Source organism: Bradyrhizobium sp. Leo170, from assembly GCF_004296405.1.
GTDB lineage: Bacteria > Pseudomonadota > Alphaproteobacteria > Rhizobiales > Xanthobacteraceae > Bradyrhizobium.
Map to the genome: position 1 here is coordinate 1 of NZ_PSRR01000083.1, position 21543 is coordinate 21543.

18 protein-coding genes are annotated in these 21543 nt (G+C 63.7%); 6 read left to right on the forward strand and 12 right to left on the reverse strand.

Going from position 1 to position 21543, the window contains the following annotated elements; all coding sequences use genetic code 11:
- The 9 genes from CWO89_RS16370 to CWO89_RS16410 all read right to left on the reverse strand — a co-directional run.
- The coding region (locus CWO89_RS16370; protein ID WP_283813535.1) for a biotin/lipoyl-containing protein at positions 1–268 on the reverse strand (268 nt) is incomplete at its 3' end.
- 174 nt (positions 269–442) lie between these two features.
- The gene (locus CWO89_RS16375; RefSeq protein ID WP_130579818.1) at positions 443–3400 is read right to left on the reverse strand and encodes a 2-oxoglutarate dehydrogenase E1 component; all 2958 of its coding nucleotides are present in this window, start codon (positions 3398–3400) and stop codon (positions 443–445) included.
- Positions 3401–3536: 136 nt separating this feature from the next.
- Entirely contained in the window at positions 3537–4421 is an 885-nt protein-coding gene (gene sucD, locus CWO89_RS16380) for a succinate--CoA ligase subunit alpha (RefSeq protein WP_130579819.1), read from the reverse strand.
- 62 nt (positions 4422–4483) lie between these two features.
- Entirely contained in the window at positions 4484–4963 is a 480-nt protein-coding gene (locus CWO89_RS16385) for a DUF1579 family protein (RefSeq protein ID WP_130579820.1), read from the reverse strand.
- A gap of 2 nt (positions 4964–4965) precedes the next feature.
- Entirely contained in the window at positions 4966–6162 is a 1197-nt protein-coding gene (gene sucC, locus CWO89_RS16390) for an ADP-forming succinate--CoA ligase subunit beta (RefSeq protein ID WP_130579821.1), read from the reverse strand.
- 128 nt (positions 6163–6290) lie between these two features.
- Positions 6291–7259: a malate dehydrogenase gene (mdh, locus tag CWO89_RS16395; protein ID WP_130579822.1), complete on the reverse strand. Its 969-nt coding sequence runs from the start codon at positions 7257–7259 to the stop codon at positions 6291–6293.
- Positions 7260–7509: 250 nt separating this feature from the next.
- Positions 7510–8697, reverse strand: a complete 1188-nt coding sequence (gene zapE / locus CWO89_RS16400) for a cell division protein ZapE (RefSeq protein ID WP_130579823.1) — start codon at positions 8695–8697, stop codon at positions 7510–7512.
- Between the two features lie 148 nt (positions 8698–8845).
- Positions 8846–9382, reverse strand: a complete 537-nt coding sequence (gene thpR / locus CWO89_RS16405; protein WP_130579824.1) for an RNA 2',3'-cyclic phosphodiesterase — start codon at positions 9380–9382, stop codon at positions 8846–8848.
- 174 nt (positions 9383–9556) lie between these two features.
- Positions 9557–10204: an arylesterase gene (locus tag CWO89_RS16410; RefSeq protein ID WP_130579838.1), complete on the reverse strand. Its 648-nt coding sequence runs from the start codon at positions 10202–10204 to the stop codon at positions 9557–9559.
- A gap of 55 nt (positions 10205–10259) precedes the next feature.
- Between CWO89_RS16410 and CWO89_RS16415 the strand changes: the two genes are divergently transcribed.
- The 4 genes from CWO89_RS16415 to CWO89_RS16430 all read left to right on the forward strand — a co-directional run bounded on the left by CWO89_RS16415 (position 10260) and on the right by CWO89_RS16430 (position 15330).
- A complete protein-coding gene (locus CWO89_RS16415) occupies positions 10260–10979 on the forward strand; it encodes an ABC transporter ATP-binding protein (protein ID WP_130579825.1) in 720 nt (239 codons plus the stop codon).
- Positions 10976–13546 (forward strand): ABC transporter permease, encoded by a 2571-nt coding sequence (locus tag CWO89_RS16420; RefSeq protein WP_130579826.1) that lies wholly within the window; start codon positions 10976–10978, stop codon positions 13544–13546. Before CWO89_RS16415 ends, CWO89_RS16420 begins: the two co-directional genes overlap by 4 nt.
- A gap of 238 nt (positions 13547–13784) precedes the next feature.
- Positions 13785–14576 carry a Bax inhibitor-1/YccA family protein gene (locus CWO89_RS16425; RefSeq protein WP_130579827.1) on the forward strand — a complete coding sequence of 264 codons (792 nt, stop codon included), beginning with the start codon at positions 13785–13787 and terminating at the stop codon, positions 14574–14576.
- A 208-nt stretch (positions 14577–14784) separates the two neighbouring features.
- Complete coding sequence (locus CWO89_RS16430) at positions 14785–15330, forward strand: GNAT family N-acetyltransferase (RefSeq protein WP_130579839.1); 546 nt, start codon at positions 14785–14787, stop codon at positions 15328–15330.
- 121 nt (positions 15331–15451) lie between these two features.
- Here the strand turns inward: CWO89_RS16430 and CWO89_RS16435 are convergent, their stop codons facing one another.
- From CWO89_RS16435 to acnA, 3 genes are all read right to left on the reverse strand, one after another.
- Positions 15452–15823 carry a DUF2794 domain-containing protein gene (locus CWO89_RS16435; protein ID WP_130579828.1) on the reverse strand — a complete coding sequence of 124 codons (372 nt, stop codon included), beginning with the start codon at positions 15821–15823 and terminating at the stop codon, positions 15452–15454.
- A 447-nt stretch (positions 15824–16270) separates the two neighbouring features.
- Entirely contained in the window at positions 16271–17029 is a 759-nt protein-coding gene (locus tag CWO89_RS16440) for a DUF1223 domain-containing protein (RefSeq protein WP_130579829.1), read from the reverse strand.
- A 164-nt stretch (positions 17030–17193) separates the two neighbouring features.
- Positions 17194–19914: an aconitate hydratase AcnA gene (gene acnA / locus CWO89_RS16445; protein WP_130579830.1), complete on the reverse strand. Its 2721-nt coding sequence runs from the start codon at positions 19912–19914 to the stop codon at positions 17194–17196.
- A gap of 310 nt (positions 19915–20224) precedes the next feature.
- Here acnA and ccmA point away from each other — a divergent pair, with 310 nt between their 5' ends.
- Together ccmA and ccmB are read left to right on the forward strand one after the other, a co-directional pair.
- Positions 20225–20827, forward strand: a complete 603-nt coding sequence (ccmA, locus tag CWO89_RS16450) for a heme ABC exporter ATP-binding protein CcmA (RefSeq protein ID WP_130579840.1) — start codon at positions 20225–20227, stop codon at positions 20825–20827.
- Positions 20824–21492, forward strand: coding sequence for a heme exporter protein CcmB (gene ccmB / locus CWO89_RS16455; protein WP_130579831.1), 669 nt, complete (start codon positions 20824–20826; stop codon positions 21490–21492). Before ccmA ends, ccmB begins: the two co-directional genes overlap by 4 nt.
- Positions 21493–21543: the final 51 nt, after the last annotated feature.

A 21543-nucleotide genomic window follows, 5' to 3' on the forward strand; every position in this document is an offset into this window, starting at 1 on the left:
GCGCAGCGGCCGGCTTGGCGGCAGCACCTGCGGCGCCATCATTGATCTGGCCGAGCAGCGCGCCGACCGCGACGGTCTCGCCGTCCTTGGCGATGATCTCGCCGAGCGTGCCGGCGGAAGGCGCCGGCACCTCGATCGTGACCTTGTCGGTCTCGAGCTCGACCAAGGGTTCATCGACGGCAACGGCATCGCCGGCCTTCTTGAACCAGCGGCCGATGGTGGCCTCGGTCACGGATTCGCCTAGCGTCGGAACGCGGATTTCAGTCATGGTCTCGTTTCCTTAAAACAACCTGTGCGGTCATAAACTCTAGCTGTCATCCTCCGCCTTGTGCGCCATGGCGCACCGGGGCGGAGGAGCCGGTAGCCCGCGGCGGCTGCAATCAAGCAGCGGCGGCGCCGACTACTGGATGCCCCGCTTTCGCGGGGCACGACGGATTGAATGTTAGTTCAGCGCCTCGTCCAGGAACGCCTTGAGCTGCGCAAGATGCTTCGACATCAAGCCCGTGGCGGTCGCCGCGGCGGCCGCGCGGCCGGCGTAGCGCGGACGCCTGTTCGGCGCGTGGATCTGGTTCAGCACCCACTCGAGATAAGGCTCGATGAAGTGCCAAGCACCCATGTTGCGCGGCTCTTCCTGGCACCACACCACCTCGGCGCCCTTGAAGCGGCTGAGCTCCTGCACCAGCGCCTTCAGCGGCACCGGATAGAGCTGCTCGATCCGCAGCAGATAGATGTCGTCGATGCCACGCTTCTCGCGCTCTTCGTAGAGGTCGTAATAGACCTTGCCCGAGCACAGGATGACGCGGCGGATCTTGGCATCCGGCTGCAGCTTGATCTTCTCGTCAGCCTGCATCTGGGCGTCGTCGTAGAGGATGCGGTGGAAGGTCGTACCCTTGGCCAGCTCCTCGAGCCGCGAGACGGCGCGCTTGTGCCGCAGCAGCGACTTAGGCGTCATCATGATCAGCGGCTTGCGGATCTCGCGGTGCAACTGCCGCCGCAGCACATGGAAATGGTTGGCCGGCGTGGTCGGGTAGACCACCTGCATGTTGTCCTCGGCGCACATCTGCAGATAGCGCTCGAGACGGGCCGAGGAATGTTCCGGTCCCTGGCCTTCATAACCATGCGGCAGCATACAGACGAGGCCGGACATGCGCAGCCATTTGCGCTCACCCGACGAGATGAACTGGTCGAACACCACCTGGGCGCCGTTGGCGAAATCGCCGAACTGCGCTTCCCAGACCGCCAGCGCATTCGGCTCGGCGAGCGAATAGCCGTATTCGAAGCCGAGCACCGCTTCTTCCGACAACAGCGAGTTGATGACCTCGTAGTGGCCCTGGTCGACGCCGAGATGGTTGAACGGCGTGTAGCGGCTCTCATCCTCCTGGTCGATCAAGACCGAGTGGCGCTGCGAGAAGGTGCCGCGCTCCGAATCCTGGCCGGACAGGCGAACGTGATGGCCTTCCTCCAGCAGCGAGCAGAACGCCAGCGCCTCGCCGGTCGCCCAGTCGATGCCGACACCGCTGTCGATTGCTTTCGCACGGTTATCGAGGAAGCGCTGGATGGTCCGGTGGACGCGGAAACCATCCGGCACCTTGGTGATCTTGCGGCCGATGTCCTTGAGCACGGCGACGTCGACGCCGGTGACGCCGCGGCGCGCATCCTCTTCCTGGTCCGCGATCTTGAAGCCGGCCCATTTGCCGTCGAGCCAGTCGGCCTTGTTCGGCTTATAGCTGGCACCGGCCTCGAACTCGGCATCGAGCCGGGCGCGCCAGTCGGCCTTGGCCTTCTCGACCTCGCCCTCGGTGACGACGCCTTCGGCGATCAGCCGCTTGGCATAGATTTCCAGCGTAGACGGATGCGAAGCGATCTTCTTGTACATCACCGGCTGGGTGAAAGCCGGCTCGTCGCCCTCGTTGTGGCCATGCCTGCGGTAGCAGAACATGTCGATGACCACGGGCTTGTGGAACTTCTGGCGGAACTCGATCGCGACTTTGGCCGCGAACACCACCGCTTCCGGATCGTCGCCGTTCACATGGAAGATCGGCGCGTCGATCATCTTCGCCACGTCGGACGGATAGGGCGAGGAGCGCGAGTAGCGCGGATAGGTGGTGAAGCCGATCTGGTTGTTGACGATGAAGTGCAGCGAGCCGCCGGTGCGATAACCCTTCAGGTCCGACAGGCTGAAGCATTCCGCCACCACGCCCTGGCCGGCAAACGCCGCGTCGCCATGCATCAACAGCGGCAACACCGAAATGCGCATGTCCGGCGGATCGCCATGCTGGTCCTGCTTGGCGCGCACCTTGCCGAGCACCACGGGGTCGACGATCTCGAGATGCGAGGGGTTTGCAGTCAGCGACAGATGGATGCTGTTGCCGTCGAATTCGCGGTCGGACGACGCGCCCAGATGATACTTGACGTCACCGGAGCCTTCGACCGCGTCCGGATTGGCCGAACCGCCCTTGAATTCGTGGAACAGCGCGCGGTGCGGCTTGCCCATCACCTGGGTCAGCACGTTGAGGCGGCCGCGATGCGGCATGCCGACCACGATCTCCTTCACGCCGAGATTGCCGCCGCGCTTGATGATCTGCTCCAGCGCCGGGATCAGCGACTCGCCGCCATCGAGGCCGAAGCGCTTGGTGCCGGTGAATTTGACATCGCAGAACTTCTCGAAGCCTTCGGTCTCGATCAGCTTGTTCAGGATCGCACGGCGCCCCTCAGGGGTGAAGCTGATCTCCTTGTCCGGACCCTCGATGCGCTCCTGGATCCATGCCTTCTGCGCAGCATTGGAGATATGCATGAACTCGACGCCGAGCGTCTGGCAGTAGGTGCGCTCGCAGATCGCGACGATCTCGCGCAAGTTGCCGTATTCGAGCCCGAGCACGTGATCGAGGAAGATCTTGCGGTCGAAATCGGCTTCCGTGAACCCGTAGGTGCGCGGATCGAGCTCTTCGCGGTCGCGCGGCGCCTCGATGCCGAGCGGATCGAGCTTGGCGTGGAAATGGCCGCGCATGCGGTAGGCGCGGATCAGCATCAATGCCCGCACCGAATCGCGCGTCGCCTGGTTGACGTCGGCGGCCGAGAGCTCGGCGCCCTTGGCCTGCGCCTTGGCGGCGATCTTGTTGCCGACGGCCTTCTCGACCTGTGCCCAGTTGCCGTCCAGCGCCGAGGTCAGGTCGTCGCGCGGCGTCGCCGGCCAGTTGGGACGGCTCCAGGACGGGCCTTCCGCGTTCTTCTGGACGTCCGCGGGGGTGTCCTTCAGGCTCTTAAAGAAATCCTGCCAGTCCGTGTCGACCGATGCCGGGTCCTGCTCGTAGCGGGCGTAGAGATCGTCGATGTAGGTGGCGTTGGTACCCTGCAAAAAGGAGGAAAGGGCAAAAGCGGCGTTCGCGTCCTGGCGAGACATGATAGCGTCCTGGTGATTTTCGGTTCGCGCGCAAGTGACGGCGCAAGCAGCCGGCCTGGAAGGGCCGGCTGGCTGAGATAGGATGGTTTACCCTATTTAATCCTAAACTTCGCGCCGAAAAGAACCAAGGACTGAATCAGGACTTCAATTTTGCGGCAAGGGTATGTCCAAGCCGTGCAGGCGACGGGGAAACGGTGATTCCAGCCGATTCCATGGCCGCGGCCTTGGAACCGGCGTCGCCCTTGCCGCCGGAGATGATCGCGCCGGCATGACCCATGCGGCGGCCGGGAGGGGCGGTGACCCCGGCGATGAAGCCGACCATCGGCTTCTTGCGGCCCCGCTTGGCTTCGTCCTTGATGAACTGGGCGGCGTCCTCCTCGGCCGAGCCGCCGATCTCGCCGATCATGATGATCGACTTGGTAGCCTCGTCCTTCAGGAACATTTCCAGTACATCGATAAACTCGGTGCCCTTGACCGGGTCGCCGCCGATGCCGACGGCCGTGGTCTGCCCAAGCCCCTCCTGCGAGGTCTGGAACACGGCCTCGTAGGTCAACGTGCCCGAGCGGGAAACGATCCCGACACTGCCGGGCCGGAAGATGTTGGCCGGCATGATACCGATCTTGCATTCGCCGGCGGTCATGACCCCCGGGCAGTTCGGCCCGATCAATCGCGACTTCGAGCCTGACAGCGAGCGCTTGACGCGCACCATGTCGAGCACCGGGATGCCTTCGGTGATGCAGACGATCAGCGGGATCTCCGCATCGATCGCCTCGCAGATCGCGTCCGCCGCGCCCGGCGGCGGCACATAGATCACCGACGCATCGGCGCCGGTCTTCTCGCGCGCCTCGCGCACCGTGTCGAACACCGGCAGGCCGAGATGGGTCGAGCCGCCTTTGCCGGGCGAAGTGCCGCCGACCATCTTGGTCCCGTAAGCGATCGCCGCTTCCGAATGGAAGGTGCCGTTCTTGCCGGTGAAACCCTGGCAGATGACCTTGGTGTTGTTGTCGATCAGGATGGACATGTCTTCAGATGCTTTCGCGAAACGCCGGTGACAGGTTTAACTTGGTTTGAGCCGGATCAGGCTTAGTGGACACGCCGATACACGCCGGTGAGCACGTCGGCCCATCCTTCCGCGTCGGGCGAGAACTGGATCTTCATGGTGTAGCTGTTGTCGTCGACGACCTCGTAGAGGTGACGCGCGTTGCCGCGCAGCGAGCCGCGCACGAGGGTCAGCGTCTTGCCGACCCAACTCCCGGACGCCGGCGACGGCGGGTAGTAGCCGAGCGAATCGTGCCAGAACAATTTGTAGAGCCGGTCGTCGCGGTCATAGGTGAACAGGGCGTGGGTGGCGAATATCTCCAGGCCGTCGCGCGTCTGGCGCGTGTCCTGGATCAGATAAAAGCCGTTGAGATCGATGCGTGCCACCACATGCGAGGTGGCGGGACCGCCCGCGTTCCAGCGCGACGGATAGACCACCTCCTCGCCGGCCCATTCACCCGCAAATACCCCGAGCTTCTTGTGCTCCGGAAGCGGTGACGGTGCGGCGAGATGGTCCTGAGCCATTGCTAGCCTCCCTTGACGGCATTCACGATTTTCTGCGCGGCGTCATCGAGATTATCAGCGGGCAGGACATTGAGACCGCTATTGTTGATGATCTTCTTGCCCTGCTCGACATTGGTGCCCTCGAGCCGCACCACCAGCGGCACCTTCAGGCCAACCTGCTTGACCGCAGCGACGACACCCTCGGCGATCACGTCGCACTTCATGATGCCGCCGAAGATGTTGACCAGGATGCCCTTCACGTTGGGATCCGCGGTGATGATCTTGAACGCCGCGGCCACCTTGTCGACACTAGCACCGCCGCCGACGTCGAGGAAGTTCGCGGGCTCCATGCCATAGAGCTTGATGATGTCCATGGTCGCCATGGCAAGCCCGGCGCCGTTGACCATGCAGCCGATGGTGCCGTCGAGCGCCACATAATTGAGGTCGTATTTCGAGGCCTCGATCTCCTTGGCGTCCTCCTCGGTCTCGTCGCGCAGGGCCGCGACCTCGGGATGGCGGAACATGGCGTTGTCGTCGAACGCCACCTTGGCATCGAGCACGCGCAGTTGTCCCTGCTTGGTGACGACGAGCGGATTGATCTCCAGCATCGCCATGTCCTTGGCGGTGAACGCGGCGTAAAGCTGGCTCACGAGCTTTTCCGCCTGCTTGGCGAGATCGCCGGAAAGGTTCAGCGCCTTCGCGACGGTGCGGCCGTGGTGCGGCATGATGCCGGTGGCCGGATCGACCGAGAAGGTGATGATCTTCTCCGGGGTCGAGTGCGCGACGTCCTCGATGTTGACGCCGCCTTCGGTCGAGACCACGAACGAGACTTCGCTGGTCTCGCGGTTGACCAGGATCGAGAGATAGAACTCCTTGTCGATCTCGGAGCCTTCCTCGATGTAGAGGCGATTGACCTGCTTGCCATGCGCCCCGGTCTGCACGGTCACGAGCGTCGCGCCGAGCATCTGCTTGGCGAACGCGGCAACCTCGGCCACCGACTTGGCGATGCGAACGCCACCCTTGTCGCCGGCGGAGGCCTCCTTGAACTTGCCTTTGCCGCGGCCGCCGGCGTGGATCTGGCTCTTCACCACCCAGATCGGGCCGGGAAGCGTCTTGGCCGCCACCTCGGCATCCTCAGGCTTCAGCACGGGTACGCCGCGCGAGATCGGCACGCCGAAGTCGTGCAGCAATGCCTTGGCCTGATATTCATGGATATTCATCGGGACGCTCCCCAAAACCCTCTACGGCGAGTTCTACAGTTCACCTTGGTAGTTGGCATACCACATACCAAAAGAACTGCAACCCAGAAACGCTTTCGGCCCCGATCGGGGCCGAAAACTGAACGAAATCAATGACCGAGCAGATCGGGCGCGATCTTCTTGCAGGCGTCGACGAGACCCTGCACCGCGCCGACCGATTTGTCGAACGCCTCGCGGTCCTTGCCGGCCAGCTCGATCTCGACCACGCGCTCGACGCCCTTGGAGCCGATCACCACGGGCACGCCGACATACATATCCTTCACGCCGTATTCCCCGTTGAGATAGGCGGCGCAGGGCATCACGCGCTTCTTGTCCTTCAGATAGCTCTCGGCCATCGCGATCGCGGACGCCGCCGGCGCGTAGAAGGCCGAGCCGGTCTTCAGGAGGTTGACGATCTCGGCGCCGCCATTGCGGGTGCGGTCGACGATCTCGTCGATGCGCGCCTGCGAGGTCCAGCCCATCTTGACCAGATCGGGCAGCGGGATGCCCGCGACGGTGGAATAGCGCACCAGCGGCACCATGGTGTCGCCATGGCCGCCAAGCACGAAGGCGGTGACGTCCTCGACCGAGACGTTGAATTCGTCCGCGAGGAAATAGCGTAAGCGTGCGGAGTCGAGCACGCCCGCCATGCCGACAACCTTCTTGCTCGGCATGCCCGAGGCCTTCTGCAGCGCCCAGACCATGGCGTCGAGCGGGTTGGTGATGCAGATGACGAAGGCATCGGGGGCATACTTCTTGATGCCCGCGCCGACCTGCTCCATCACTTTCAGGTTGATGCTCAGGAGATCATCGCGGCTCATGCCAGGCTTGCGCGGCACGCCGGCGGTGACGATGCAGACCTTGGCGCCATCGAGCGCCTCGTAGGAATTGGCGCCGACCAGATTGGAATCGAAGCCGTCGACCGGCGAGGACTGCGCGATATCAAGCGCCTTGCCCTGCGGCACGCCCTCGGCGATGTCGAACAGCACGACGTCGCCAAGCTCTTTCAGGCCGATGATGTGAGCCAGCGTTCCGCCGATCTGGCCGGAGCCAATCAAAGCAATCTTGTCGCGCGCCATGGGAAATCTGTCCTTTGAGCACAAAGAGGAGGATGGATAGCAGACTGGATCGCTGGTTATCCCTTTCGAATGATCCATTCAAGTCGCGGCCATGCCCAATTGTCGGGCCGGCTGCACATCCTGATCAGAGGCATACCAGCACGTCCGTCATTCCGGGGCATCGCGCAGCGATGAACCCGGAATCTCGCACCACGATCTCCAGATTCCGGGTTCGCGCTGGCGCGCGCCCCGGAATGACTGCGTGTGGCACTTAAGTCTCCACCAGCCCCGTGCTCGAGCCGCTGGCCGTGGAATCCTTTCGCTTCCCGTGCGGAAGCGCCAGATAGGAGGCCGAGCTCATTTCGATCAGGCGCGAGGACGTGCGCTTGAATTCGTTGGCCTCAACACCTTCGGTCGCGAGGTAAAGCGACACCGGGTTCGCTTGGGCAGAGGCCATCAGTTTCACGGCATTGTCATAGAGCGTATCAATCAGTGAGATGAAGCGCTTGGCGGCATTCCGATCGGTCAGATCCATCACCGGGATCCGGTCGATCAGAATGGTGTGATAATCGTGCGCGAGCCTCAGATAGTCGGAGGCCGCCAGCGGCTTTTGGCAAATCTCGGCAAAACTGAAACGCGCCACGCCATGCGACGAGCAGGGCACCTGCAGGATGCGCCCCTTGATCGGAATATCGCGCGGCTTGCAGGGCGCATTGCCGGTCATCCGGACCCAGGCCGTATTCAGCGCGGCCTCCGCCTCCTCGTCGGCCGGCACCAGCCACATCTTCCCGCCGGCAAGTTTTTCCAGACGGAAATCGGTGCGCGCATCGAGCCGCAGCACGTCCATGTGCTCGGAGATCTGCGCGATGAAGGGCAGGAACAGCGCGCGGTTGAGGCCGCCTTTGTAGAGATCTTCTGGCGCAACGTTGGAGGTCGCGACCACGACGGTGCCGAGCTCGAACAGTTTCGCGAACAGCCGCCCCAGGATCATCGCATCAGCGATGTCGGTGACGTGGAATTCGTCGAAGCAGAGCAGCCAGGCTTCATCGAAGATCGACTGCGCGGTGAGCGCGATCACGTCGGCATCGGCGATCTCGCCGCGCGCGATCTGCTGCCGATAACCGTAGATCCGCTCATGCGCTTCGGCCATGAACTCGTGAAAATGGGCGCGGCGCTTGTGCTCGATCGGACACTGCTGGAAGAACAGGTCCATCAGCATGGTCTTGCCGCGGCCGACCTCGCCATGGACGTACAGCCCGCGCGGCGGCTCGTTCTTGTCGCCGCCGAACAGCCGGCCGAACAGGCCCTGCTTGCGCGAGGGCTTGTAGCTTGCCAAGCGGTCCTCGAGCGCACCGAAGGCGTCGGCGACGCGAGCCTGCTCCGGATCGGCTTCAATCGCCCCGGAGTCAATGAGAGCCTGATAATGCGCGCGGAAGGAACTCGGCGAGGTGGAGAGCATGCCTCCTTTCGGCCCTATGGGACGAAAAATTGCAAGCCGCGAATGGGGCCGGGGCTATGACAAATTCTAACGGCGGTCATGCCCCGGTGATTGGCCCCCGGGGCATTCCCACGTCGCCATTGCCGCCCCGACCTCAAGCGGGAGGCGTTCACGCGCTCAGCGCGTAGGAATCCTCGACCACATAGGGTCCGCCGCCGGTGGAGGCGCGCGAGGAGAACAGCACGAAGCGCGAAGCCAGGAAGGTGCGGCTCGGGAAATAGCCGCGCACCGAGAGATAGTCGGCGACGTCCTGGCTCGAAGCGTCATGCAACCGCGCCAGCGTGACATGCGGCGTGAATTTGCGCCCTTCCGGATCGAGCCCGATCCGCTGCATCAACCGCTCAAGCTCGGCCTGCAGGTCGATCAGCGGCTTGCTCGGCTCGACGGAGGCAACGACCGCGCGCGGCTTGCGTCCGCCGAAGCTCGATAGCCCCTTGAGCTTGACCTCGAACGGCTTGCGGTTGATCCGCAGCAGCATCGAGGCGATCTCGTTGGCGGAGACGCCGTCGATATCGCCGATGAAGCGCAAGGTGACGTGGTAATTTTCGGGATCGATCCAGCGTGCGCCGGGAAGGCCGCCACGCAAGCCGGAAAGGGTCTGGCCAATCTCGGCCGGGATTTCCAGTCCAGTGAACAGACGCGGCATCGCAAGATCCTCGATGCAGAGCGTGAGCTCGAAGAGCCCTCGCTGAGAATAGCCCGGCAGCGAATCACCGGTGATTATTTCTAGCCGACTTATATGACTCTGCGAAGCATGCGACATTAACAGCTCGTAAACCTACGGAAAAACCGCAAGCCAGGCTTGTCCACTGCCTGCTTTTCAACTCCGCTGCCCAGAGATCGTGCCAACAAATGCCTCCACCGTGGGCAGCATATTTTTTACGATGATGTCGATGCCATCGGCGGTGGGATGCATGCCGTCGGCCTGGTTGAGCTTGGCGTCGGCCGCGACACCCTCAAGAAAGAACGGGTAAAGCGGCACGCCGAAGGATTTCGAAAGCTCCGGATAGATCGCATTGAAGCGCGCCGCATAGTCGCTTCCGTAGTTGGGCGGCGCAACCATGCCGCAGATAAGCACCGCTACTCCGCGCGCCTTCAGCCGCGACAGAATGTCGGAGAGAGCGGCACGGGTCACCGCGGGATCGGTGCCGCGCAGCCCGTCGTTGGCGCCGAGTTCGAGGATAACGGCGTCGGTTCCCTCGGGCACCGACCAATCGAGCCGCTCGCGGCCGCCGGAGGCGGTGTCGCCGGACACCCCGGCGTTGGTCATATCAACCTTTATCCCCTTGGCTTCCAAGGCTTTTTGCAGCTTCGCGGGGAACGCGGCATTGGCGGGAAGACCGAGGCCGGCGCTCAAGGAATCGCCCAGCACGACCATCTTGACCGCTTTGGCCGCCCCGGCCGATTGTCCCTGTGCAGTTGCCGTAGCCACCGTCATCAAGGTCACAATCAACACAAGTATGTGCACGAGGGTCGCAATCCGGCCCTCGACCCGCGCAGCGGAAGTGCCATATGACCGAGCCATGGACAGTCTCATAGAATCCTCTTCGCTCTCCGGCGTCGCGCCGGACACCATTTCCATTTCCAACGTCAACCTCTCGCTCGGCACCGGTGCGGCCCGGGTTCATATCCTGAAAGATATCAGCCTTCGTGTGGCATCGGGTGAAGCGATCGGACTGATCGGGCCGTCAGGCTCGGGCAAGTCGACGCTGTTGATGGTGATGGCGGGATTGGAACGTCCTGACAGCGGCGAGGTAGTGGTCAGCGGCACGCCGTTCAATACGCTGGACGAGGACGCGCTGGCGCGTTTCCGCGGGCGCCAGGTCGGCATCGTCTTTCAGTCGTTCCACCTGATCCCCACCATGACGGCGCTGGAAAATGTCGCGGTGCCGCTCGAACTCGCCGGCAATCCCGACGCCGCCGAGCGCGCCGCCGCGGAACTGACATCGGTCGGCCTCGGCCACCGGCTGCACCACTATCCGACGCAGCTCTCCGGCGGCGAGCAGCAGCGCGTCGCGCTCGCGCGTGCGCTGGCGCCCGATCCTGCGATCCTGGTCGCGGACGAGCCGACCGGCAATCTCGATGAGGCAACGGGCAAGCAGATTGTCGACCTCCTGTTCACCAAACATGCCGAGCGCGGCATGACGCTGGTGCTCGTCACCCATGACTCTTCGCTGGCACAGCGCTGCGACCGCGTGGTGCGGCTGCGCTCGGGACGAATCGACGGACAGTCCGCAACATGAGCATTGCTGTCGAGGCTGCCACGACGAGCCGCGCCCCGTCGCTAGCGCTCCGCTATGCGCTGCGCGAGTTGCGCGGCGGCCTGCGCGGCTTCTATGTCTTCATCGCCTGCATCGCGCTCGGCGTGATGGCCATCGCCGGCGTCGGCTCAGTGGCGGCAAGCCTGAGCGAAGGGCTTACGCGCGAGGGCCGGACGCTGCTTGGCGGCGACGTCAGCTTTTCCCTGATGCAGCGCGAGGCCAAGCCGGCCGAAATCGCGTTCCTGCGCACACATGGCGACCTCTCAGTCGGGGCAACGCTGCGCGCGATGGCGCGCAATCCGGCGGGCACGCTGGCGCTGGTCGAGCTCAAGGCCGTCGACGGATCCTATCCGCTGCTCGGCGAACTGACGCTCAATCCGAAGATGCCGGTCCCCGACCTCTTCGCCGAACGCAATGGCGTGTTCGGCGCCGGTGTCGATTCGACCTTGCTGGCGCGGCTTGACCTGAAGCTCGGTGACGACGTCACCATCGGTGGCGCGACGTTCCAGATCCGCAGCGTGATCGAGGCCGAGCCGGACAAGCTCGTCGGCGGCGTGGGCCTTGGGCCCCGCTTCCTCGTCAGCGAGGCGGGACTGCGTGCAACCGGGTTGCTGCAGCCCGGCAGCCTGGTGCGCTGGGTCTATCGCGTGAAGCTGCCGGCCAATGCCAATGACGAGCGCGCGACCGGCACATTCATCGATAGCGCGCGCAATGCGCTGCCCGAAGCCGGTTGGGAGATCCGCAGCCGCGACAACGCCTCGCCGCAGCTCGAGCGCAACATCCATCGCTTCACCCAGTTCCTGACCCTGGTCGGCCTCGCCGCGCTGTTGGTCGGCGGCGTCGGCGTCGCCAACGCCGTCAAAAGTCATATCGATCGCCGGCGCGACGTCATCGCGTCCTTCAAGGCGCTCGGCGCCACCGGCCGCGACGTCTTCACGATCTATCTGACGCAGGTGATCGTGCTCGCCACCATCGGCTCGGTGATCGGGCTTGCGCTTGGCGCGGCCCTGCCCTTCGTCATCGTCGGCGTGTTCGGGAAGCTGCTGCCGCTGCCGGTGATCCCGGCGCTGCATCCCGATGAACTCGCATTGTCGTTCGTCTACGGCCTCCTGACCGCGCTGGCGTTCGGGCTGTGGCCACTCGGCCGGGTGCACGACGTGCCGGTGGCGGCGCTGTTCCGCGATACGGTCGCGAGCGAATGGCACCGGCCGCGCTGGAGCTATCTCGCACTGATGGGCGCAGTGATCGCGCTGCTGATCGCGGTTGCGATCGGACTTTCCTACGACAAGCGCATCGCCGCGGTGTTCGTCGCCTCCTCCATCGCGGTCTTCGTGCTGCTCCGTTTGATCGCTGCCGGCCTGATGGCGCTGGCGCGGCGGCTGCCGCGTAGCCGCATCACCATGGTGCGGCTGGCGGTCGCCAACATCCACCGGCCCGGCGCGCTGACGCCATCGGTGGTGCTTTCGCTCGGCCTCGGGCTCGCCGTGCTCGTCACCATCACCCAGATCGACGGTAATCTGCGCCGCCAGTTCCTCGCCGCCCTGCCCGACCGCGCCCCCTCGTTCTTTTTCATTGATATTCCCTCCACCGAGGCCGACCGGTTCAGCGCTTTTCTAAAGCAGACCACGCCGGACGGGACGGTCGAGGATGTGCCGATGCTGCGCGGGCGCATCGTCGCCGCCCGCGGCGTCAAGGCGGACGAGCTGAAGCCATCGGTCGACGCCGAATGGGTGCTGCAGAGCGACCGCGGCCTGACCTACACCGGGGAGGTTCCCAAAGGCTCGAAGATCGTCGAGGGCGAATGGTGGGGCGCCGACTATCACGGCCCGCCGCTGGTCTCGATGGAGAAGAAGATCGCAGACGGGCTGAGGCTCAAGATCGGCGACGAGATCGTCGTCAACGTGCTCGGCCGCGACATTTCGGCGAAGATCGCCAATCTCCGCAACATCGACTGGCAGGGGCTCGGCATCAATTTCGTGCTGGTGTTTTCGCCGAACGCCTTCAAGGGCGCCCCGCACAGCCATGTCGCGACCTTGACGGAGGCGCATCCGTCCCCTTCCGACGACGCCCGTATCATCAAGCGGGTCGCCGACGCTTTCCCGATGGTGACGAGCGTCCGGGTCCGCGAGGCGCTGGAGACCATCGGCAGCGTCGTCACCAATCTGGTGCTGGCGATCCGCGGCGCCAGCGCGGTGACGCTGATCTCGGCCATCCTGGTGCTGGGCGGCGCACTCGCCGCCGGCCACCGCCACCGCGTCTATGACGCGGTGATCCTGAAGACGCTCGGCGCCACCCGCGCCCGCCTGCTGGGCGCCTATGCGCTCGAATATTTGATGATCGGCTTCGCCACCGCGCTGTTCGGCGTGCTCGCCGGCTCGATCGCCGCCTGGCTGATCGTCACCCGGCTGATGACGCTGAGTTTCGTCTGGGAGGCCGGCAGCGCCGCGGCGGTGGTGGTTGCAGCCCTGATCGTCACGGTCGGGCTCGGGCTGGCCGGCACGCTTTTGGCGTTGAATCAGAAGCCAGCCGCCGTGTTGCGGAATTTGTGACAATATGAAGCGGGGAACGAGCTCGATTAATACCGGTTTTGCCTTGAAGTAAGGGCCAGAGCGACATTCAGCCGCGCGTGGAAGCTTGCGGCGGTTGTGTTAGTTTCCCACATACGCTTCGGGTCGGATGGGCGGTTTGATGACATGGATTTTAATGTCCGCAGGCCGCGCTATCTGAGATAGATTACACCCGGTCCCGCAAATCCCTTGCGACCGGAACAACCACGGGAATTCGACCATGTCGGACCTAGACCGTAACTATGCTTCTCCCTTCGGCCGGGCCGCCGGTCGCATTGACACTGCGACGGTCGACGCCGGTCTGCGCGCCTACATGCTGCGCATCTACAACTACATGTCCATCGGCCTCGCGATCACGGGCCTCGCCGCGCTCGGCGTCTATATGGCGGCGGTGACGGCGGATCCGTCCGCAGCCGTGGCGAAGTTCGGCAGCGCCTACCTGACGCAGTTCGGCTACGCGATGTTCGTCAGCCCGCTGAAGTGGCTGTTCATCCTCGCGCCGTTGGTGATGGTGTTCGTGATCTCGGCCGGCATCAACCGGCTGCAGCCCGCGACTGCCCAGCTCCTGTTCTGGGTGTTCTCGGCGCTGATGGGCCTCTCGCTGTCGTCGATCTTCCTGGTGTATACGCACACCTCGATCGTACGGGTGTTCTTCATCACCGCGGCGACCTTCGGTGCGCTCAGCCTTTACGGCTACACCACGAAGCGTGACATGAGCGGCATGGGCTCGTTCCTGTTCATGGGCCTGATCGGCATCATCATCGCCAGCCTGGTCAACCTGTTCCTGGCGAGCTCGGCGCTGCAGTTCATCGTTTCGGTGGTCGGCGTGCTGGTGTTCGCGGGCCTCACCGCCTGGGATACGCAGCGGCTGAAGAACGACTACATCTACGGCTACGCCTCGCAGGGTGGCGCGATTGCCGAGCGTGCGGCGATCACCGGCGCACTCTCGCTCTACCTGAACTTCATCAACCTGTTCACGCTGCTCCTGCAGCTCCTCGGACAGCGCGACTAAGCGCCTCCGGCATAACCAACGATCGAAGCCCCGGCCTCACCGCCGGGGCTTTTCGTTTGCGCGCTCAGTCCGCCATGCCGGGGCTCGTCCCCGGGCATCCACGTCCTTTGTGACCATGGGCGAGAAAGGCGTGGATGGCCCGGTCAAGCCCGGCCATGACGGACAACGAGAGCGTTGCTCCCCGGAAACCTGCTGCTATCTTGCCGCCATGTCCGCCGCCGAGATCAGGCCCGCCACTGAGGCCGACCTTCCCTCCGTCACTGCGATTTACGAGCACGCCGTGCGCTTCGGCACCGCGACGTTCGAGCTGGTCCCGCCGGACCTTTCGGAGATGACGCGCCGCTTCAGGGCGCTGACAGATGGCGGCTTTCCCTATTTCATCGCCGTCCTTGACGGACGCGTGGTCGGCTATGCCTATGCCGCCGCCTACCGCCCGCGTCCGGCCTATCGCTTCACGGTGGAGAATTCGATTTATCTGGATCCCTCGATCCACCGCCGCGGCGTCGGCCTGCAACTGCTGCAGCGGCTGATCAGCGAATGCGAGGCGCGCGGCTACCGGCAGATGATCGCGGTGATCGGGGACTCCGCCAACGCCGGCTCGATCGGCGTTCACCTCAAGACCGGCTTCACGCTGATCGGAACCCACCCGAGCGTCGGCTTGAAGTTCGGCCGCTGGCTCGACACGGTGATGATGCAGCGCGCGCTCGGCGCCGGCGCGACCACGGTGCCCTCAGAGGATCCGGGACGGCGTTAGCTCTCCGTCATTCCGGGGCGCGCGTAAGCGCGAACCCGGAATCCAGAGGTTGGTGAGAGCTCAATTTGCCGCACGAGATTCCGGGTTCGCTTCGCGCCCCGGAATGACGGACGCGGCGGCCTTAAACGACCGCCAGCTTGCGGTCGATCACGAGCAGCACGCGCTCCAGCTCATGGCCGCGGCGCAGGATCAGGCCGGTCGCCGAGATCACGCTGTACATGCCCTGCTTGCGGGCGAGCCGCGGGTCCTTCTCGATTCGATAGATCGGGACTTCGGAGGAGCGGCGGAACACCGAGAATACGGCGCGCTCCTTCAGGAAGTCGATGGCGTAATCGCGCCACTCGCCATCGGCGACCATGCGGCCATAGAGATTGAGGATCCGATTGAGTTCGAGGCGATTGAACGTGACGCGGTTCTGTAGCGGGCTGGTGGCGGCGGGCCGCGCCGCCGCGCGAAGCCCGCTTGGATCGGTGTCCTCCGATATCAATATCATCAAGCGCCTCCTGTCATCCGGCTGACATGATTGCGCTAACCGGCCAGCGCCGCAAGGGTTCGCAGCCGGCCGCGCGACATATGGGAAAATTTTCCAGGGGTCACAGTATCGTTAGAAAGAATCATATTGCTGCCCCACTTCCGCCCATCGCCCGCCCCGCTACCCTGCGACAAGGAAATCCTGCGTTGGCCCGGTTCTTTCGGTTCCGGATTCCTCAGCCCCCAGCCCCCCGGGGCCGTCGGAGCCGGGCCTGTTCGCAGGGGAGTTAACTCCCTTTTGACTGGGCCAACGAGAGTTGGTCCTTTTCTTTTTTGGGGTTCCCTCGCGATACGTCATTCCGGGGCGCGCGCCAGCGTGAACCTGGAATCTGGAAGTGATGCGCGAGATTCCGGGTTCGCGCGATGCGTGCGCCGGAATGACAAAGTGTGGTGGGCTTGATCCTAGGCCTTACCGCAGCGGCGTCATGGCCGCGCCGAGCATCGGGCCGGGCTTGTCGCGATTGCCGTCCTGGACATAGACAACGGCGGCATCCACACCTTCACGCGTGATGTTCTCGATCGGCACGGTCCAGCTTCCCGCGCTGCCGTTCCAGTCGCCGACCTTCAGGAGATTGCGCACCACGTTGTGGTAGGTGATCTCTTGGCCGCGATTCTCGCCGCGCCCGATCGAGATCGGCACCGCCTTGGAGATCGAGCAGATCCAGACTTCGCCATGCTTGACGCGCGGCCCGTTGCTCGCAGCCACCGAGACATTGATCTGCTTGCCGGACAGCGACATCGTCACCGGCACCGACATCACGCCCTCAGTCGCGGTATCCTTGATCGCAGTCTCGATGCCGACGCGATCGCTGCCGATCACCTTCGCTGAGCCGTTAACGATAACTTGCGGCGTGTAGACGTCGCGGTCGCCGCGCACATGCGAATAGGCTTTCTGGCGCGCACTGAAGCGCGAATCGGCCAGCGTGTCCTTCCACCCTAGATAGTCCCAGTAGTCGATCGGCATGCTGAGCGCGATGACATCAGGGTCCTTGGCGAGTTCGCCGATGATCTTGTCGGCGGGCGGACAGGACGAACAACCTTGCGAGGTGAAGAGCTCGACGACCGCACGCGGATCGGCGTGAGCAGGTCGGATGATCGCGATAATGGCGCAAACACTGAGCGCACCGGACCAAAGCGAAAGACGATTATAGGCCATCATCGCTGTCATAGTGAGAACCGATCGTGATGATTTCCATCCGTACTTGTACGGGGCATGAGAGACGACCCTGAAGAGTGTGTATGCCCCTGACGTGCGAAAGCGGCCTTTTTCATAGGCCGCCCGCATTTTCCTAGCCATTCACGTAGCAGTGAGGCACCGATCACAAATCCGCGTTAGGCCGCGAGCTTGCGCAGCACATAGTGCAGGATGCCGCCGTTGCGATAGTAATCGAGCTCATCGAGCGTATCGATGCGACAAAGCAGCGGGACATGCTGCACCGAGCCATCGCTGGAGGTGACGTCCGCCGTCAGCATCTGACGCGGCTTCAGATCGCCCTGCAAGCCACGAATCGTGACCTTCTCGTCGCCCTTGATGCCCAGCGACTGCCACGACGTGCCCGGCTCGAAGGTGAGTGGCAGCACACCCATGCCGACCAGGTTGGAGCGATGGATGCGCTCAAAGCTCTGGCAGATCACTGCGCGAACACCGAGCAGGCGGGTGCCCTTGGCAGCCCAGTCGCGCGAGGAGCCGTTGCCGTACTCGGCGCCGGCGAACACAACGAGCGGCACGCCTTCCGCCTGGTACTTCATCGCGGCATCGTAGATCGACATCTGCTCGCCGTCGGGCCAGTGCTTGGTATTTCCGCCTTCCGGAATGTTGCCGTCGGCGCCCTTGAGCATGAAGTTCTTGATGCGGATATTGGCAAAGGTGCCGCGCATCATGACCTCATGGTTGCCGCGCCGCGTGCCGTACTGGTTGAAGTCGGCGGGCCGCACCTGATGCTCGCTCAAGAATTTACCGGCGGGCGAAGTCAGCTTGATCGAACCGGCCGGCGAGATGTGGTCGGTCGTGATCTTGTCGCCGAACATGGCGAGGATCCGCGCCTCGACGATGTCGGTGATCGGCTCGGGCTCCTTCTTCATGCCCTCGAAATAAGGCGGGTTTTGCACATAGGTCGAGCTCATGTTCCAGCGATAGGTCTCGCTCTCGACCGTCTTGATCTTGCGCCAGTTGGTGTCGCCCTTGAACACGTCGGCGTATTTCTTCTTGAAGATCGACGCGGTGACGAACTTCTTCATGAAGGCGTTGATTTCCTTCGCGGTCGGCCAAATGTCCTTCAGGTAGACCGGCTTGCCGTCCTTGCCCTCGCCGATCGGCTCGACCGCGAGATCCCTGGTGACGGTGCCCGCCAGCGCGTGCGCCACGACCAGCGGCGGCGAGGCGAGATAATTCGCCTGCACATCGGGGCTGACGCGGCCCTCGAAGTTGCGGTTGCCCGACAACACGGCAGCAGCAACGATGCCATTGTCGTTGATCGACTTCGAAATCTCTTCCGGCAGCGGGCCGGAATTGCCGATGCAGGTGGTGCAGCCGAAGCCGACCAGGTTGAAGCCGACCTTGTCGAGATCGGCCTGCAGGCCGGAATTGGCGAGATATTCCGCGACAACCTGGCTGCCCGGGGCGAGCGAGGTTTTCACCCAGGGCTTCGCCTTCAGGCCCTTGGCGACCGCATTGCGCGCCAAGAGGCCGGCGCCGATCAGGACGCTGGGATTGGAGGTGTTGGTGCAGGAGGTGATCGCAGCGATCACGACGTCGCCATGGCCGAGATCGAATTTGCGATCTTCGACCGGGTAGCGCTTCGCCGCATCATCGGCCTTCTTGTATTCGCTGGCGAGTGCGGTCGCGAAACCGGAGGCAACCGTCGGCAGGGCGATGCGGCCCTCGGGACGCTTCGGGCCCGCCATCGACGGCACGACGTCCTTGAGATCGAGCGTCAAGGTTTCCGTGAACTTCGGATCAGTCGATTTCGCCGTGCGGAACAGTCCCTGCGCCTTGGCGTAGGCCGAGACCAGCGCGACGCGGTCCGCCTTGCGGCCGGAGGTCTTCAGATAATCGATGGTCGCGGCGTCCACCGGGAAGAAGCCGCAGGTCGCGCCATATTCCGGCGCCATGTTGCCGATCGTCGCCTTGTCCGCGACCGAGAGGTAGTCGAGGCCGGGGCCGAAGAACTCGACGAACTTGCCGACCACGCCCTGCTTGCGCAGCATCTGCGTCACGGTCAGCACCAGGTCGGTCGCGGTGACACCCTCCTTGAGCTGGCCCTTGAGCTTGAAGCCGACCACTTCGGGCAGCAGCATCGACAAGGGCTGGCCGAGCATGCAGGCTTCCGCCTCGATGCCGCCGACGCCCCAGCCGAGCACGGCAAGGCCGTTGACCATGGTGGTGTGCGAATCAGTTCCGACAAGCGAATCGGGATAGGCGACTTCGAAGGTGCCGGTCTTCTTGCCGACCGTCATCTTCTCCTTCTTGGTCCAGACCGTCTGGGCCAGATATTCGAGATTGACCTGGTGGCAGATGCCGGTGCCGGGCGGCACCACCGAGAAGTTCGAGAAGGCCTTCTGGCCCCATTTCAGGAACTCGTAGCGCTCCTGATTCTGCTTGTATTCCTCGACCACGTTCTTGGCAAAAGCCTTGTTGTCGCCGAAGAAGTTGACGATCACGGAGTGGTCGATGACGAGGTCGACCGGCACCAGCGGGTTGATCTTCTCCGCATCGCCGCCGAGATTCTGCATCGCATTGCGCATCGCCGCGAGATCGACCACGGCGGGAACGCCCGTGAAATCCTGCATCAGCACGCGCGCGGGGCGGAACGCAATTTCATGCTCGAGCTTGCGCTTCCTCAGCCATTTGCTGACCGCGACAATGTCTTCCTTCTTGACGGTGCGGCCGTCCTCGTTGCGCAGAAGGTTTTCAAGCAGCACCTTCATCGAGTATGGCAGCTTCGAAATGCCCTTCAGACCGTTCTTCTCTGCCGTAGGCAGGCTGTAATAGACGTAGGTCTTGCCACCGACCTTCAGGGTCTTGCGGCATTTGAAGCTGTCGAGCGATGTCATGCGAGGAAATCCCACTTATTCCGTTATACCCGGCAAGGGTATTTTTATACCGGCAGCGGCGAGGTCGGCTTCCCGCTTGCGGAGACCGATAGTGTGCTGCATCAAGTTCCGGGGCTTATAGAATCTTTCTAGAAGCGCCGCCACACCGACGAGCGCGCCACAGCCTTGCGCCACCCAAAAATTCTCAACGGCTAGCGAAAGATTTCTTTGAGCATGATCCGAAAAAGTGGGGATCGGTTTTCCCCGCGACAAACGCGAACCGTTTGCGCGCAGATTATGCTCGGCCAGATCTAGAGGCTGCGAGGGGATGATGCGGCTCTCGGGACACAACTTGCGATGCGTGCGGGGCGGCCGCGAAGTGTTTTCGGGATTAGACTTTGCGGCGTCATCGGGCGAAGCACTCGCCATCACCGGCCCTAACGGCTCGGGCAAGACCTCGCTGTTGCGCGTGATCGCCGGCCTCCTGATGCCGTCGGACGGCGCGATCACGCTCGATGGCGGCGCGGCTGAACTGACGGTGGCCGAGCAGGCCCACTATCTCGGCCATCGCGACGCGCTGAAGCCGGCGCTGAGCGTGCTCGAAAATCTTTCCTTCTGGCGGGATTTTCTCGGCGGCGAATCTGATGACGCCGGCCGATGCCTCGCCTCCGTCGGCCTCGATCATGCCACGCATCTGCCGGCGGCCTATCTCTCCGCCGGCCAGCGCCGGCGGCTGTCGATCGCGCGGCTACTGGTCGCACGTCGGCCGGTCTGGCTGCTGGACGAACCGACCTCCGCGCTCGACACCAAGGGCCAGGACCTCTTCGTCAATTTGATGCGCGATCATCTCGCAGGCGGCGGCATCTTGATCGCCGCCACCCACACCCCGCTCGGCATCGACGCAAGGGAAATGCGCATGGGGGCCGGGTCATGACCGCGCTCTCGGCACTGATTCGGCGCGACATCCGGATTGCGCTGCGTGTCGGCGGCGGCGCGCTGATCGGCGTGTTGTTCTTCCTCACCGTCACCGTGCTGATGCCGTTCGCGGTGGGGCCGGACTTGGCGCTGCTTTCGCGGCTGGGGCCCGCGATCCTCTGGCTCGGCGCGCTGCTCGCGAGCCTTTTGACCCTCGATCGGCTGTTCACGGCCGACCACGAGGACGGCTCGCTCGATCTCATTGTCATGAGCCGGACGCCGCTGGAACTCGCCTGCGCGGCAAAGGCGCTGGCGCATTGGCTTGCCGCCGGACTGCCGCTGATCGTAGCGACGCCCGTGCTCGGGCTGTTGCTCAATCTCGATGGCACCGCGACGTTGGCGGTGGCGCTGACGCTGCTGGCGGGAACCCCCGCGCTCACCTTTACCGGCATGATCGGGGCGGCGCTCGCCGTCACATTGCACCGCGGCGGGCTGCTCTTGGCCGTGCTGGTGCTGCCATTATCGATTCCCGTGCTGATTTTCGGTGTCGCAGCCTCGCAAGCCGCGATAACGGGCCCGCTGTCGTTTGGAACCCCGTTCTCGATCCTGTGCGCGCTGTCGCTGGTGAGTTTCGTGGTCGGGCCTTTTGCCGCAGCCGCCAGCCTGCGGCATGGGCTGGATTGAGGTCAATCAACTCTTCACGAGAGGTTTTGGGCCAATTGCCTGCGACGCCGG